General features: G+C 44.3%; 14 protein-coding genes. 11 read left to right on the top strand and 3 right to left on the bottom strand.

The annotated features are described in order from the left end of the window. Positions 1 to 945: a Gfo/Idh/MocA family oxidoreductase gene (locus H8B19_RS03900; RefSeq protein ID WP_186505468.1), complete on the bottom strand. Its 945-nt coding sequence runs from the start codon at positions 943 to 945 to the stop codon at positions 1 to 3. 259 nt (positions 946 to 1204) lie between these two features. Here H8B19_RS03900 and H8B19_RS03895 point away from each other — a divergent pair, with 259 nt between their 5' ends. Then, entirely contained in the window at positions 1205 to 2008 is an 804-nt protein-coding gene (locus tag H8B19_RS03895) for a flagellin N-terminal helical domain-containing protein (protein WP_186505467.1), read from the top strand. A gap of 69 nt (positions 2009 to 2077) precedes the next feature. Here H8B19_RS03895 and H8B19_RS03890 read toward each other — a convergent pair whose 3' ends face one another. Beyond that, positions 2078 to 2995: a KpsF/GutQ family sugar-phosphate isomerase gene (locus H8B19_RS03890; protein WP_241737461.1), complete on the bottom strand. Its 918-nt coding sequence runs from the start codon at positions 2993 to 2995 to the stop codon at positions 2078 to 2080. Between the two features lie 162 nt (positions 2996 to 3157). Between H8B19_RS03890 and H8B19_RS03885 the strand changes: the two genes are divergently transcribed. The 9 genes from H8B19_RS03885 to fliJ all read left to right on the top strand — a co-directional run bounded on the left by H8B19_RS03885 (position 3158) and on the right by fliJ (position 13210). Continuing rightward, entirely contained in the window at positions 3158 to 4621 is a 1464-nt protein-coding gene (locus tag H8B19_RS03885) for a sigma-54 dependent transcriptional regulator (RefSeq protein ID WP_186505465.1), read from the top strand. Positions 4622 to 4754: 133 nt separating this feature from the next. Then, positions 4755 to 5867, top strand: a complete 1113-nt coding sequence (locus H8B19_RS03880; protein ID WP_186505464.1) for a sensor histidine kinase — start codon at positions 4755 to 4757, stop codon at positions 5865 to 5867. Further along, the gene (locus H8B19_RS03875; protein WP_186505463.1) at positions 5864 to 7204 is read left to right on the top strand and encodes a sigma-54-dependent transcriptional regulator; all 1341 of its coding nucleotides are present in this window, start codon (positions 5864 to 5866) and stop codon (positions 7202 to 7204) included. The genes H8B19_RS03880 and H8B19_RS03875 overlap by 4 nt, the downstream gene beginning before the upstream one ends. Before the next feature lie 259 nt (positions 7205 to 7463). Next, positions 7464 to 7790 (top strand): flagellar hook-basal body complex protein FliE, encoded by a 327-nt coding sequence (gene fliE / locus H8B19_RS03870; protein ID WP_186505462.1) that lies wholly within the window; start codon positions 7464 to 7466, stop codon positions 7788 to 7790. 15 nt (positions 7791 to 7805) lie between these two features. After that, positions 7806 to 9503: a flagellar basal-body MS-ring/collar protein FliF gene (fliF, locus tag H8B19_RS03865; protein ID WP_186505461.1), complete on the top strand. Its 1698-nt coding sequence runs from the start codon at positions 7806 to 7808 to the stop codon at positions 9501 to 9503. Positions 9504 to 9559: 56 nt separating this feature from the next. Beyond that, positions 9560 to 10594: a flagellar motor switch protein FliG gene (gene fliG / locus H8B19_RS03860; RefSeq protein ID WP_186505460.1), complete on the top strand. Its 1035-nt coding sequence runs from the start codon at positions 9560 to 9562 to the stop codon at positions 10592 to 10594. A gap of 54 nt (positions 10595 to 10648) precedes the next feature. Then, positions 10649 to 11419 (top strand): flagellar assembly protein FliH, encoded by a 771-nt coding sequence (gene fliH, locus H8B19_RS03855; protein ID WP_186505459.1) that lies wholly within the window; start codon positions 10649 to 10651, stop codon positions 11417 to 11419. Positions 11420 to 11425: 6 nt separating this feature from the next. Next, the gene (gene fliI / locus H8B19_RS03850; protein WP_186505458.1) at positions 11426 to 12757 is read left to right on the top strand and encodes a flagellar protein export ATPase FliI; all 1332 of its coding nucleotides are present in this window, start codon (positions 11426 to 11428) and stop codon (positions 12755 to 12757) included. A 12-nt stretch (positions 12758 to 12769) separates the two neighbouring features. Further along, positions 12770 to 13210 (top strand): flagellar export protein FliJ, encoded by a 441-nt coding sequence (gene fliJ, locus H8B19_RS03845; RefSeq protein WP_186505457.1) that lies wholly within the window; start codon positions 12770 to 12772, stop codon positions 13208 to 13210. Between the two features lie 138 nt (positions 13211 to 13348). On the opposite strand, the gene H8B19_RS03840 is transcribed toward fliJ, so the two are convergent. Then, the gene (locus H8B19_RS03840; protein WP_186505456.1) at positions 13349 to 14185 is read right to left on the bottom strand and encodes a hypothetical protein; all 837 of its coding nucleotides are present in this window, start codon (positions 14183 to 14185) and stop codon (positions 13349 to 13351) included. A 307-nt stretch (positions 14186 to 14492) separates the two neighbouring features. Here H8B19_RS03840 and H8B19_RS03835 point away from each other — a divergent pair, with 307 nt between their 5' ends. Then, positions 14493 to 16421, top strand: coding sequence for a flagellar hook-length control protein FliK (locus H8B19_RS03835; protein WP_186505455.1), 1929 nt, complete (start codon positions 14493 to 14495; stop codon positions 16419 to 16421). Positions 16422 to 16440 lie beyond the last annotated feature (19 nt).

Raw genomic sequence — 16440 nt, 5'->3', positions numbered from 1 at the left:
TTACATTCCTTGAGCAATAAATGGATGTTGATGCGCTAGTGAGCTCTTTGGCTGCATATTACGAATATCGGATACGGTTTTAATCGCCACAAAATTATCTTCCAGGCCGAATCCGTTACCAGATAAAATGTGTTGATAACTCATGGTATGTAAATCGGTAAATCCACCTGAAAATTCAATTTCCTCACCATCGATAGTGATGCTGCGGTAGGTGCGTTGTCCTTTTAAGCGAACCTGGGCTGGGAGTGACTTTTCATCAATGGATAAAAACCAACGTACACGTGCATGCTGGTATTCAAGATAACCAGAGGCGGTAGTCGCATTGCTGAAATGCAATTGGTTATCCTGTAAATCCCCAAACAAAAAATGCAGCATATCGAAAAAATGCACACCAATGTTGGTGGCTATTCCACCTGATTTTTTCTCATCACCTTTCCAAGAGGCTTGATACCATTGGCCGCGTGAGGTGATATAAGTTAGATCAACTTCAAATTTCTGTTTGGGTTGCTGCTGTTGGATTTTTTCACGTAAGGCAATAATGCTGGGGTGTAGGCGTAATTGCAAAATGGTATTCACTTTACGTCCTGTGGATTTTTCCATATCCAGTAAACCGTCAATATTCCATGGATTGAGCACCAGTGGTTTTTCACAAATCGCATCGCTACCCGAGCGCAGTGCAAAACGAACATGTGAATCATGCAAGTAATTGGGGGAGCAAATAGATATATAATCTAATCCCTCGCCGCTGCGCGCACGCTTATCCAGATGACGATCAAAACGTTCAAATTCGGTAAAGAAGTGTGCGTTAGGATAATAACTATCAATGATGCCAACTGAATCATTCGGATCCAAACAAGCTACAAGATCATGGCCCGTTTCCTTGATCGCTTTCATGTGACGGGGAGCGATGTAACCTGCTGCTCCGACTAGTGCAAATTTTTTCATGGAAGTATCCGATTGTGGGTTAGTTATTTTCACTTTATCGGCAAATTTGAGGTTTAACTTTAAACCAAACTCTAAGTTATTGATCTTGAGTAAATTTGTAATGAAGTTACCACCAGTATAACTAAGCTACATGTGTTTAAAAATACTTGTGTATAAAAATCTATACCATGTGGAAAAAGCATTGCTTACTAATCAATCAACTGTTTGCTACACTTTTTATCAGGTGAGGTATTTCCAGCGTTATGCATGGAGGTAGAAAATGATTAATGTAAATAACAACAATCCTGGTTCAACTGTATTGCAACAGCTGCAGGAAAAGCAGAAAAGTATTTTTGAAAAGCTGGCCAGCGGGAAACGCGTGAATGGTGCAGCAGACGATGCCGCCGGTTTACAAATTATTGACCGCTTAACCTCTCAGGTATCTGGCTATCGTCAATCCGTCAGTAACGCTTATGATGGCATTTCATTGTCGCAGGTCGCCGAAGGCGGCTTATCCGGTATTTCCAATGATGTGAGTCGTATACGTGAACTGTCAATCAAAGCAGGCAATGGTATTTTAAGTGCTGCTGATCGCAAAGCGATTCAATCAGAAGTGAGTCAGTTACAGGACAACATCAAAGCGACCATTGATCAAACGGAGTTTGCGGGCAAAAAACTATTATCTGGTGATGGTGAAATCGACTTTCAGGTCGGTGCGAATGCCGGACAGAAGTTGTCGGTTGGTACGAAGGATGTGGCAGCAGGTTTACAGGATATCTTAAGTGTTGATTTAAGTTCTGCCAGTGGCGTTGAGGATGCGCTTAAAGCGGCCGATGCGGCAGTTGAATTCGTTGATTCTAACCGTGCAGACTTAGGTGCAACTCAAAATCGCTTTGAAAGTGCTGCACGTAATTTAACCCAGACTGAGGTAAATGTTGCGGAGGCCCGTAGCCGTATTCAGGATACTGATTATGCTCAGGCAACATCAGAAAGCGCGGCAAATGATATTTTAAATCAGTCTTCTATTGCGGTGCGCGCGCAAGCTAATCAGCAACAGGGACAAGTGTTAGCTTTACTTAGTTAGCATCGGGTTTTCTGGATTTCGGAAAAGGCAGCTTAAGCTGCCTTTTTCATGTCTGGGATATAGCCAAAGTTACTTTTTCAGAATTCCCACGACTTCGCCTTTTTCCTGGACGATCAGTGCTGTGATTTGATGTTGTTCCATCATCATAAATGCATCATTCATTTTGGCATTGGCATTAATGGTTTTAGGGGAAGCGGTCATTAAATCAGCCGCTTTAAGTTCGAATACATCTTTTTCGAATCGCTCGAAGGCCCGGCGAATATCTCCGTCTGTGGTAATACCAATACCTTCTTCAGACGTCACAATCGCTAATCCGAGTTGACCACTGGATATGCAATGAATCAATTCAGCAAAACTGGCGCTGGCGTTAATTAATGGCAGATTTTGAGTCAGCATTTCATCTTTCACCAGGGCCAGTAACCTGCGACCTAAATGTCCGCCCGGGTGGAAACGCGCAAAATGTTCCGGTTGAAAATCCCGTGCTTTCATCAGGGTTACTGCCAGTGCGTCACCCATTGCCAGAGTTGCAGTCGTTGATGCCGTTGGCGCAAGTTGTAATGGGCATGCTTCTTTTTCAACACTGATATTCAACACCGAATTTGCAATACGTGCCAGGCTTGAGTTGAGGTAGCCAGTCATCGCGATAATATAGTTTCCACTGTCGGTCAAAAACGGCATCAGTTTTAGTAACTCTTCCGTTTCTCCTGAGTTAGAAATGGCTAAAAAGATATCATCAGCGGTCACCATGCCAAGATCGCCATGGAACGCTTCGCTGGGATGCATAAAAAAACTAGGTGTTCCGGTACTGGCCAGAGTGGCGGCTATTTTTTTGCCTATTAAACCTGATTTGCCCATTCCACAGACGACTACACGGCCCTTTGCTGATAGAATATTGTTAATGGCGTCGTCAAAGTTGCTATCGAGTTGCTTACCGAGTTGTATAATTGCCTCAGCTTCAATGTTGAATACTTCACGGGCAGTTTTCATAAAATCCATTATCATTACTTATGTATCAGGATTGGAATAAAGGAATGTTACCGGCTAAATATTTATATTCCAAGTCGGTAAACAGGTTGCTATCGGACAGTGAACAGTTAAAATCATCGGCGAAAAATAATAACAAATCAATCAAGTAGTTTGGAATGTGGAATGAATGATATTCTGGTGATCAGTACCAAGGAAAACCTGCAACAAAGCTTAAATACGGTACTGACCTTTATGGGGGAAAGCTGTACTGCTACAGATTTTTCAAACGCTGCTCAAATATTATCATCACAAGTGAATTTCAAAGCGGTAATTGTTGACGCTGCTGAAGCTGAACATGCCTTAACCGTTATTAATCAGTTTGCCCTTTACCCATTTATTACCTTGTCCAGTTCGATTGACATAACGCCGGCTAATGTTGTTGGCGAGTTGTGTTTACCCGCCACTTATCCTGAACTGACAAAAATGCTACATCGCTGCCAGGAGTACATCACTCAGCGGCCTACCCAGGGCACTCCCGTTGTAAATAAAACCAAGCTTTTTCGTAGCCTGATCGGTAAAAGTGCCGAAATTCAGCAGGTACGTCAAATGATTGAAAAAGTAGCCCCTACTGAAGCAAATGTACTTATTTTGGGAGAATCAGGTACCGGTAAAGAGGTTGTTGCGCGTAACTTACATTATTTGTCGGTACGTAAAGATGGACCTTTTATTCCTGTTAATTGCGGAGCGATTCCAGCCGAACTGTTGGAAAGCGAATTGTTTGGTCACGAAAAAGGGGCGTTTACCGGCGCAGTCAGTGCTCGTAAGGGGCGCTTTGAGCTGGCCGAAGGCGGAACTCTTTTTCTGGATGAAATTGGTGATATGCCATTGCAGATGCAGGTGAAAATGCTGAGGGTACTGCAGGAAAGAACCTTTGAACGGGTCGGCGGTGCAAAATCAGTGCAATGCAATGTGCGGGTTATTGCTGCGACACACCGTGATTTGGAAACCATGGTTGAACAGGAAAAATTCCGCGAAGATTTATTCTATCGATTAAATGTGTTCCCTATTGAAACGCCGGCGCTGCGTGAACGTAAAGATGATATTCCTTTGTTATTACAGGAATTGATCTCTAGAGTCGAAAAAGAAAGCGGGATTGGTATTAAATTCACTCAGAATGCTATGTTATCGCTGATGGAGCATAACTGGCCGGGCAATGTTCGTGAGTTATCTAATCTGGTTGAGCGGTTAACCATTATGTATCCTGAACAGATTATAGATGTGTTGCAACTACCACGTAAGTACCGGCATTTAGACGTTGATGCTTATCAACCCGATTATCCTGAAGAGTTGCTTGAGCGTGAAGCAATCAACGCATTATTTGGTGGTGATGACGACATTGAGCTCAGTGATGAGGCGGTCAATGGAGAAGAGCATCAGATTAATGGATTACTCGCGTCTGATGGCCAGTTACCACCGGAAGGTGTGAATCTCAAAGAGTATATTTCTGAGCTTGAAATCGCCATGATTAAACAGGCGCTGGAACAACAGGACTGGGTAGTCGCCCGTTCTGCCGAATTGCTGGGTATGCGCCGTACTACGCTGGTGGAAAAAATGCGTAAATATGATCTAACCCGGGACGACTCTTAGTTTCTGCTTACTGATTAATCAAATGTCAGTTTTCTGACAGATGAAAGTTTCATAACCTATTGATTTAAAATAAATAAATCTTGGCACGTTAACTGCTATATCTACCTTGTCTGGAATTTGACATGAGGTATATATGGCAGTTGCACAATTGGTCATCAATCCAACTTCGCAACCCGATGAAGTCACCTTCAATCAACAGGAATTTATTCGCCTTCAGCAGCAAAGCGATCGTTTATCGCATTTGTTGGAGGTGATGCCAGCTGGCGTCGTAGTAATCGATGGTCAGGGGAATGTGAAACAAGCCAATCAGGTCGCAATTGACCTGTTAGGCGAGCCGTTGGAAGGTGAAAGCTGGCGGGCGATTATTCAGCGTTCCTTTCGGCCGCAGGCTGATGATGGACATGAAGTGTCTCTGTATGATGGCCGCAAAGTTAAATTGTCTATTTGCCCTCTGGAAAAAGAGCCGGGTCAGCTTATTGTGCTGACAGACCTGACCGAAACCCGCCGTTTACAGCAGCGTGTCAGTCATATGCAACGTTTGTCCTCTCTGGGCAATATGGTCGCTTCACTTGCTCATCAGATACGTACACCTTTATCGGCAGCTTTGTTATATGCGTCCAATATTGCCAGTCATAAGCTGGATGAGGTTTCCCGTTCAAAATTCAGTGAAAAATTATTATCGCGTTTGCATGATTTAGAGCATCAGGTAAACGATATGTTGTTATTTGCTAAAAGTGGTTCAGACCAGGTTGTCAACGAGCTGTCTATGCAGTCGTTACTGGAAGAAGTGCAAGCCGGAACGGATGCAATGTTGACTCAACATCAGGCGACGATGCATGTAACCATGCCCGAACCTGATATTTTTGTATTAGCCAACCGCACTGCGTTGGCAGGTGCTTTACAAAACTTAATTCATAATAGTGTACAAATTAAAAATAGCGGTGCACATATTCACGTTGCAGCCCGACGGGATGAGGCTGATCCACAAACTGTGCTACTGAGTGTTACTGATAACGGCCCGGGGATAGACCCTCACAAGGTCGAGCATTTGTTTGAACCATTCTATACCACAAGATCACAGGGAACCGGGTTGGGTCTCGCGGTTGTTAAAGCCGTAGCTCAGTCTCATAAGGGCAGTGTAGAAGTTGCCAACACACCGCAAGGTGGAGCATGTTTTTGTATGAAATTACCTATTCATATTTTTGAACAGAATAATCCAAGTCTTCAGCAGGAGAGCACCCTATGAGCAACAGCAAAATTTTAATTGTCGAAGATGACGCCGGATTGCGTGAAGCGCTGGTTGATACCCTGATGCTGGGGGGCTATGACATTGTCGAAACAGACAGTGCCGAAGCGGCTATGGTGCAGCTGGGGCGCCAGAAATTTGATTTGGTAGTCAGTGATATCCAAATGGGCGATATGTCTGGTTTAAGCCTGCTAAAAAGTATTAAAAATAAGTATTCCAGCTTACCCGTACTATTGATGACTGCATATGCGACTATTGATGATGCGGTGCAAGCAATGCGGGATGGCGCCAGTGATTATCTGGCAAAACCTTTTGCCCCGCAGGTTTTACTTAATCTGGTTGAGCGCTATGCGCCGGCAACCCGGGTTGAATCGCGTCAACCTATTGTTGCAGATCCTTCCAGTGAGCAATTACTGCAACTGGCAAACCGCGTAGCGGGTTCCGATGCAACCGTGATGATTCTGGGACCAAGTGGGTCAGGTAAAGAAGTGCTGGCTCGCTATATCCATGATCACTCTGCACGGGCTGAACAAGATTTTGTTGCTATTAATTGTGCTGCTATTCCGGAAAACATGTTAGAAGCAACACTTTTTGGCTACGAAAAAGGCGCATTTACCGGTGCCTTACAAGCCTGCCCCGGAAAATTTGAGCAAGCGCAGGGTGGAACATTGCTACTGGATGAAATAACTGAAATGGATCTGGCGTTGCAGGCTAAAATCCTGCGGGTACTGCAGGAGAAGGAAGTAGAGCGTCTGGGCGGCCGCAAAACAATTCGTCTGGATGTGCGCGTGCTGGCAACCAGTAACCGCGACTTAAAAGAAGCTGTTGCAAATGGTGAATTCAGAGAAGACCTGTATTACCGCCTTAACGTATTTCCGCTTACCTGGCCTGCTTTAGCCAAACGAAGTGGGGATATCTTACCTTTGGCTGAGCATTTAATCAGTCGTCATTGTAGTAAGGAATTGCCACCCAAACTAACCGCTGCAGCCCGTAGCAAGTTGATGCAGTACAGCTGGCCCGGTAACGTGCGCGAACTGGAAAATGTCGTGCAACGCGCATTAATTTTGGCCGGTGATGATTATATTGATAGTCATGATTTAATGATTGAGCAGCCTGATAGCGTGGTGTCCGAACTTCCAGAGCCTGATGACTCCAGAACAGATGAAGCTAAGTTGGGACAGGAGCTGCGTCATCAGGAACATCAAATCATTCTGGATACCTTAAATGCCTGTAATGGCAAGCGTAAAGAAGTTGCTGAAAAACTGGGTATTAGTCCCAGAACGCTCAGATATAAACTGGCTCGAATGCGCGATGTCGGTATTGAGTTACCAGCATGATTGAAATGAAGTCTTCGGACTTCATTTTTTTATCTTGCACATAAGTTTTGTTTAAATGTTGTACAGTTCTTTATTCCTTTTAAATCAATCGGTTAGTTCATTAATTGCTCAGTGAATTAGTGTCAAAAAACCGCCGTCAGATACCTGTTTTTTTACGGTGCTTTTTCAACCCTATGAAAAATAAAGGGTTTGATGAATTGGCATTAGAGTTGCAGATGCTCTTGTAAGAATATCCCCCACCCAAAGGTTCAGTTTAGCAATGGATATAAAAGCTCAAAGTTTGTACAGCGAATTGCAGTCACTCAGTGCTCAGGCTAAAAGTGGTTTGGGAGAGTTACAACCGACACAAATTAATCCTTCTTCACAAAATTTTGCTGATATGTTGCATCAGGCGATTAACAACGTAAACAGTATGCAGCTTGAAGCAAAAGACCTGTCACAAAGGTTTGAACTGGGGGATCCTAATTTGAGCCTGGCCGACGTGATGATCGCCAAGGAGAAATCAGGCGTTGCATTTGAAGCTACGATCCAGGTGCGTAATAAGGTAATGGAAGCCTATAAACAAATAATGAATATGCCGGTTTAATAAGAGAGGTTTAAGGTGGCAGAAGCAACAGGTACAGAACTGGCAGTCAGTAATAATGACGAGCGCCAGGAGGACGATCAGGAGTCATCCTCCGGTCTGCTGAGTAGTTTAAACAGTGTAGATATGCTCAGACAGGTAACCATGATTGTCGCACTTGTCATTAGTGTTGCTATCGCTATTTTTATTTTCTTTTGGGCGCAGGAACCTGACATGCGTCCGCTGGCCAAAATGCCCACCCAGGAACTTATTGAAACGCTCGACTATCTGGATGCCAACCAGGTTGAATATAAATTAAAAGGTGACACGGTTTACGTTAACGAAGCCGAATACGACAAAATTAAAATGGGTATGGCGCGTCAGGGGTTGACTGAGACCAGTGATAGTGGCACCGATATTATTATGCAGGATATGGGATTTGGTGTTAGTCAGCGAGTGGAGATGGAACGCCTTAAACACGCCCGTGAACAACAAATCGCTCATACCATTGAAGATTTAGCCTCCGTGGCTAAAGCCAAAGTTTTACTGGCATTACCTAAAGAAAATGTGTTTGCCCGCCGTGAGAAAAAAGCCGGAGCGACGGTGGTAGTGACATTACGCCGCGGGGCGGTGCTGTCCGAAGAGGAAGTCGATGCTATCGTCGATATCGTTGCATCTTCGGTTCAGGGAATGGAGCCGGCGCGTGTTACTGTGACCGACAGCAGTGGCCGCTTACTTAATTCAGGCTCGCAAAATGCGTCATCAGCACGCGCACGCAAAGAATATGAACTAGAGAAAAAACGCGAAACAGAATATCTGCAGAAAATTGATTCCATACTCATACCTGTACTGGGGTTGGGTAACTATACGGCTCAGGTCGATGTGAGCATGGACTTTACTGCAGTTGAGCAAACTCAGAAAAGCTATAACCCGGATTTACCCTCTGTACGCAGTGAAATGACAGTTGAAGAAAACAGTGTTGGTTCAGTTATCGCCGGCGTGCCGGGTGCGTTAACTAACCAGCCGCCGCTTGATTCAAATATTCCGGAAAATGCCACTGGTTCAAATGCTGAGCGAAGCACGCCTGGTCGTTCGCATAAAGAAGCCACCCGAAATTATGAGCTGGATACCACCATCAGCCACACCAAACGCCAAACCGGTCAGATCCGTCGTTTAAGTGTGTCGGTAGCAGTGGACTATCAGTCGCAAACAGGTGCGGATGGCACCACGACAAGTGTTCCGCGTGAGCAAGCTGAGTTAATGAGTATTCGACGTTTACTGCAAGGTGGCATTGGCTTTGATATTACTCGCGGTGATACGTTGGAAGTGGTGACCATTCCATTTAGCCGAATTGATGATGGTGCGCTTGAAGAAACACCTATCTGGGAAGAATTGTGGTTTATGCGCATTCTGCGGCTGGTTATTGGTGGGCTGGTGATTATCGTGTTGATTCTTGCTGTTGTCAGACCGATGTTGCGTAAACTGATTAATCCGGCTGAGGTGCAGGATGCCGATGAGTTTGATGCTGATAGTGGACTGGATCTGGGAGATGATACAATCAGCATGTTGTCGGAAGAATTTGATGCAGCCAGCATTGGCTTTTCGCCAGATGGTTCACTGCATATGCCAGATTTACATAAAGATGAAGATGTACTTAAAGCCGTGCGGGCACTGGTGGCGAATGAGCCAGAACTCTCGGCACAAGTTGTTAAAGGCTGGTTGATGCAGGATGATTAATCATCCTGTTCCAGCAACGTTAAAAGTTAGAAATTCCTGATAAATAGGCAGTAGTGATGGCTGAAGAATTAGCAGAACAACCCGGATATGACGTTAACAAACTCGAAGGCGTCGAAAAAGCATCCATATTGTTACTGAGTTTATCAGAAGAAGATGCTGCGCAAATCCTCAAACATCTGGAGCCCAAACAGGTTCAGAAATTAGGTACTGCGATGGCCAGCATCGAGGATATGACCCAGAATAAAATTACTGCGGTACACAAACACTTTATCGAAGAAATTCAGAACTACAGTACCATTGGTTTCCAAAGCCATGACTTTGTGAAAAAAGCCCTGACCGCAGCGTTAGGTGAAGAAAAAGCGGCAAATCTGATCGATCAAATTTTGGCAGGTGGTGGAGCCAAAGGTCTGGATTCACTTAAATGGATGGATTCCAAGCAGGTGGCCAGTATTATTCGCCATGAGCATCCTCAAATTCAAACCATTGTATTGTCTTATTTAGATGCCGAACAGTCAGCAGAAATTATGGCGAATTTCCCGGAAAAAGTACGTCTGGACCTCATGATGCGTATTGCTAATCTGGAAGAAGTGCAACCGGCAGCCTTGCAGGAACTGAACGAAATTATGGAGAAACAGTTTGCTGGTCAGGCCGGTGCACAAGCAGCCAAGATGGGCGGCCTGAAGTCCGCGGCAGAAATCATGAACTATCTGGATACCAATATCGAAGGTCAGTTGATGGATGCTATCCGCGAGCAGGACGAAGAAATGAGTCAGCAGATTCAGGATCTGATGTTTGTATTCGACAATCTGGCGGATGCCGACGACCGCGCTATTCAGACTATTCTGCGCGAAGTTCAGCAAGATGTGCTGCTTAAAGCGATTAAAGGCGCTGACGATAATCTGCGTACTAAAATCACTAAAAATATGTCCAAACGTGCAGCAGAAATGTTACTGGATGATCTAGAAGCACTGGGACCTGTGCGGGTGAGTGAAGTGGAAACTGCGCAGAAAGAAATTCTGTCTATTGCCCGTCGACTGGCCGATGCCGGTGAAATTATGCTTGGTGGTGGGGGCGGAGATGAGTTCCTGTAAGGAGCTCATCCACCTATACTGTAGTTATTGGCTGTTTCAGGCGCACTAAGTTTTATGAATGACAAAATTAAAGCATGGGAATTCCCGTTTGTGGAAGACGAACAGCAAATCGCTGCTGATCGGGATAAAACCAATGCGATAAACAAAAAACCTCAATGGCAGTATGAACCACCGGAAGCTGACAACGAGCAGCAGACCGAAGAACTGTCATTGCCGACTGCCGATGAAATAGAAGAGATTCGTCAGGCAGCGCATAACGAAGGTTTTGAGCAAGGCAAACAGCAGGGATTGGAACAGGGACTGGCGGAAGGCAAAGAGCAGGGCTATCAGCAAGGTTATGACGAAGGCTTTGATAAAGGTAATGAAGAAGGATTAACCAGCGGAGCTGAACAAATTCAACAGCAATTACAGGTTCTTGAAAGCATGTTGAGTCACATAACTCAGCCGATGCAGCAGGTTGATAAACAACTGGAAAATGAATTGGTGGTTCTGGCTACCGAACTGGCCAAAGCCGTTATTCGCACCGAAGTTGAAACCAATAAAAACATTATATTTCAGGCCATTACCGAAGGGCTAAATGTTTTACCCATTGCGGAAAAAATGTATCAGATCCGCTTACACCCCGATGATGTTGCATTAATCAAAGAACATTTTAGTGATGAAGACATTGAACGGCATCACTGGCGATTAGTGGAAACGCCGGATATGACTCGTGGTGGCTGTGATATTGTAACGGACAGTAATGCCGTTGATTTATCTATTGAGCGTCGCACCCGTGACATTCTGGATAAGTTTTTGCTGCAACAAGGGCTGGACTACCAGTAATACCTTATGAGTGAATTATTAGAGCGCATAAAGTCCTATCAGCAGCAAATTCCCAAAGCGCAAACCGTTGCCGAGGGTAAACTAGTACGAGGAATTGGACTGACACTTGAAGCCGTGGGGTGCCAGTTACCGGTGGGCAGTCAGGCGCTGGTACAAACCATTGAAGGTGAAATTGAAGCTGAAGTAGTGGGTTTTGCCGATAATATCACTTATCTGATGCCTACTGAGGCCGTAAAGGGGATCGTTCCAGGTTCCAGAGTAAAACCGCTGAGCCGTGAATCCGGTATTCCCGTTGGTATGGAGTTACTTGGTCGTGTGGTGGACAGTAATGGTCAGCCGCTGGATGGTAAAGGGGCAATTAACACCGATAAAAGAGTACCTCTTACCCGTCCTCCGATGAATCCCTTGTTGCGTAAACCTATCGAATCACCTCTGGATGTTGGTGTAAGGGCAGTCAACACAATGTTAACAGTTGGCCAGGGACAGCGCATGGGGTTATTTGCAGGGAGTGGTGTGGGTAAAAGTGTGTTGCTTGGCATGATGACCCGTGGAACCAGCGCTGATGTCGTGGTGGTTGGACTCATTGGGGAACGGGGCCGTGAGGTAAAAGAATTTATTCATGATATTTTGGGTGAAGAAGAACGTCAAAAATCGGTAGTGGTGGCGGCTCCTGCTGATACGTCACCTTTAATGCGATTAAAAGGTTGTGAAACTGCGGTCAGTATTGCGGAATATTTTCGTGACCAAGGCATGAATGTTTTGTTGCTGGTGGATTCGTTGACGCGTTATGCCATGGCGCAACGTGAGATTGCTCTGGCGGTGGGGGAACCGCCGGCAACCAAGGGCTATCCACCCTCTGTTTTTGCCCGTTTGCCTGCGTTAGTCGAACGAGCAGGTAACGGCAGTGCTAATCAGGGGTCAATTACCGCATTTTATACGGTACTGGTGGAAGGGGATGATTTGCAGGATCCTATCGCCGATGCCGCACGGGCTATCCTTGATGGACATATTGTATTAGCTCGCCGTTTGTCTGATTCGGGGCATTATCCGGCTATTGATGTGGAAGCCTCTATTTCGCGTGTAATGCCAATGGTGGTAAGTGATGAACACTTAGCCGCGTCAAGACGTATTCGTCAGGTGTATTCCAACTATCAACAGAATCGCGACTTAATTAGCATAGGTGCCTATACCAAAGGCTCAGATCCAAGAATTGATTTAGCCATTAATGCGGAGCCTGCCATTAATCAACTGTTCCAACAAGGCATGAAACAGGTTATACCCTATGACGATAGTCTGACGGATATGATGAAACTGGCACAAGCGCTCGGCACTGGTTAATGGATAATTGTTATGGCAGATAAGCAATTACAGCAGGTGTTGCGGTGGGAGCAGGACAAAGAAGATCGCTTAGCACGTGATTTTCAGCAGGCTCAGCAACACTGGCAACTCCAGCGCTCTAAATTATCCGGACTGGAAAACTATCGTCTGGATTATTTGCGTCAGCTTCAGCAAAAAGGAACTCAGGGATTAAAAGCGTTGTCATTTGGTCAACATCAGGCTTTTATCGGTAAATTAGACAAAGCCTGCGAAGAGCAAAATAAGATTATTGCCAAAGCCCAAATGGTTGCTGAGCAACGGAAAGGTCAGTGGCTGCAACAACAAAAAAAACGCAAAGCCGTTGAAATGTTACTGGATAAAAAACGTCAGATTCAAACGCTGCATGAAGCTCGACAAGAACAAAAGCTGTTAGATGAAGTTTCTTTGCAACGCTTTATTCGAGCACAAAGCTAGACGTTAATAATATGTACTAGCCCACACCGGCCTGCATGTGACAAAAGCCACTATTCGTGGTATAACAAATGTGAATTGATTAATCACTAAAAAGGCCCGGAAAGGGCCCTTTAAGTACTTAAGATTTATGGATTCAGTTTATTGAGATTGTTTCTCTGTATCCTGTTTTACCATTAAGTTAACAAAATCGGTTCCCCAGTTACCCAATGCGGTACCTATCGCACCATACATAATCGACAGATATTTCTTGCCTAAGTCTGTCTGATAAAACTGAGCGTACTTAGCTAGATCTTCATCGCTAATATCACGGTAAATATAATAAGATGTTAATACCATTTGTTGTTGCATTGCACCCTGTAACATAGGTTCCATTTGTGCTTTTTGTTGGTCCAGTGTGGCCGCTACCTGAGGATCATTGGCTCTGGTGGCTTTAACACCATCAAACATACCGTCAACAATTGACATGATCATTTTAACGCTTTGTTCAACCATTTGTGTTGATTGAACAAAGTTAATAATGGCCTGTTTACGAGCATCTGCGGGGGGATTGGATTGTAAGTCTGCAATATAACGCATCAGATTTTGTTGAAACTGAGGATCGCTGCTTTGCAGCTCTGCATCAATTACAGTTGCAGTTGGTTCTGAGCTTAGCCAGGCTAACAATGCTACCGTTTCTTCGGCATTTAACTGACTTTTTAAATAAGTTGCTATTTGTTGCAACATTTGGTCGGTATTAACCGATTGTTGCAGAAGTGAACTAAATGCCTGCTGAGAGCCAGCATTCTTTTCTGTTAACGCCATCTGTTGAGATAACGCTTGCATTTGTTGCGGTAAACTTTCTATCGCGCGGGTTAAACCTGATTTATCCATTAATTGATAAGCTTGCGCATCTTTCATATCGCTCGCATAAGCTGAGCTTAAGCAGCTAAAGAGCAATACAAACATATAGTTACTGAGTGAAAACGCCTTTTTCATCATGTGTCCTTAATTTTATCCATACAAAGTTACTTGTTTTCAGGTGCTTGTTTAGTCCGATAACTACCTGAATACACAATCAAGCATGACATAAAGTTATGACTTGCTGCTATCACAAATTGTAATCATTGATTATCCGATGTTTTTACAGGTTGGAATAGGAATTGCAAAATTCAATCTGGCTTATGCTAATTACCTAAATTGACGATTGCTTTTTACCGGTAATTTAAAACGTCATTAGTGAATTATTGTTGATAAAAACAATAAAAAACAATTGGTTATGATTTGATATTAGGATGACTTCAGTATGATGCAACAAGTTGCCGCTTTACCAACAGAGGTTGCCGCTCCGGCTAAGAAATCTGTTGCGAGTCAGACATCGAATGAGAAGAATCAGCAGCAATTCTCATCGGTATTTGAACAACATCAGCAGAATATGCGTGACGACAAGGCGCATTCATCCAATGCTGAACAAGAGCGTAAAGTTGAATCATCCCAGGCGCATTCGGATACAAAATCAAAGCCTCAGAGTGAGGACGATAAAATAAAAAATACGTCTAATCATGACGCAGACGAGGCTGAGCAAGCGGCAAAAGATGAACAGGTTGACGCCAGCTCTCAGGACAAGCCCAACAAAGACGAGCCGTCCGAAATAAATGAAACTGCTAAAAACAACAAAGACAATGATAAACAGCAGCAGACAGAAGACGCTAAAAATGACAAACAACAACAAGATGTTGTCGGGGATGTTATTAACGAACAAACGCAAGATGAGGGGGATAGTGAGTCCGATAGTCTGGTGTTAACTGAGGCACAAATTAAACAAAACTGGATGGCATTACTTGAACGACTCACAGGTAGTCAGAATCATAAGTCGCAAAATGAAACCAATCAGACTGAAGAGGCTGGTGATACGGATCAGGTGTCCGATCTTTTACAAATGTTGTATGACAAATTAGATATAGATACCTCAGATGGCAATAAGGTATCAGAACCTGAAGCGGATGAAGCTGACGTGTCACCAGATATTTTGGCTCGTTTACAAGTGTTACTGGATAAATTAACCCAGGTATTGGATGCCGAAAGTCAATCTGACACAAATACATCGCAAGTTGAAACCACGCCTGTGGGCGAAGAGTCGAACCGGAGTCAGTTAACTGATTTAATTGCTCTGCTGAATCAATATAAACAATCAGTCAATAACGATTCTGAGCAGCCTGTTGAAACTCAGGCAAGTAATAGTTCTGATACGGCTGAAAGCAGTCAGGGCACAGATGAGTTATTGGCAAGCGTCAATCCTATTCTCGAATGGCTGGCGACTCTGGATACAAACAGCGATATCACAGAGCAGATAAAACAAAATGCTCATGAGTTGACTAGTGATTTGAAAGCCTTTTTGGCCATGCCCAAAGAAAAAATGAATAAGCTTTTAACGCAATTAACTCAGCAAACTATGCCGCAAGCGAGTGATGATACAAAACAAGCTTTTATTCAGTCGCTGCAAAGTGCAGTTGATGACATGAATAAACAACTGGAAAATGGGCGTGTACCGGCAATCGACTTGCAGGCTATGTTAGGTAAGGTGGTCAATGATTTAAGTAAATCCGATTCAACCGTATCCAATGATCCTGCACGTCAGGGGTTAAAGCAGATTATGGAGCTGGCGAAATTAACGTCAGCCAATCAGGACTCAAGTGCTGTACAACCCGTTGTTATGGATAAACCGGGTGAACATCATGAAGGTTTTAGCACTGATGCGCATAAAACACTGGTTTCTCCTCAGTCGCAGGTAGATAAAACGGCGACTAATCTGCAAAAAATGGAAGGGCTAAAACAACTGGTGGATAAAGTGCAGGTCATGGTGAATCAGCGCAATATGGTCGCTGATATCCGTATTGACCCGCCAGATATGGGCACAATGCAAATTCGTTTACATATCGCCAATGAACAAGCCAGCGTGAGTTTTGTCGTGCAAAACCAGCATGCAAGAGATGCACTAGAGCAAAGCACGCCAAGACTAAGAGAAATGTTATCTGAACGCGGTATTGAACTGGGACAATCTAATGTGCGTCAGGAGAATCAACAAGGCAGAGGGGCTCAGTCCGACGGTGGGCAGACATCAGGTGGCGGACAATTTGCAGAACTTGACAGCAACGACAACCTTGACGAGCCTGAAGTATCCCAAACGCTTAATGTGGTAAACGGGGCCGTAAATGGGATTGATTATTTTGTTTAGGTATTTGCTTGATATAACG

Origin of the sequence: Neptunicella marina (assembly GCF_014270035.1) — a bacterium.
GTDB classification, from domain to species: domain Bacteria; phylum Pseudomonadota; class Gammaproteobacteria; order Enterobacterales; family Alteromonadaceae; genus Neptunicella; species Neptunicella marina.
Note: the sequence above shows the minus strand (reverse complement) of the source record. Positions and strands in the feature narration are given on the sequence as shown.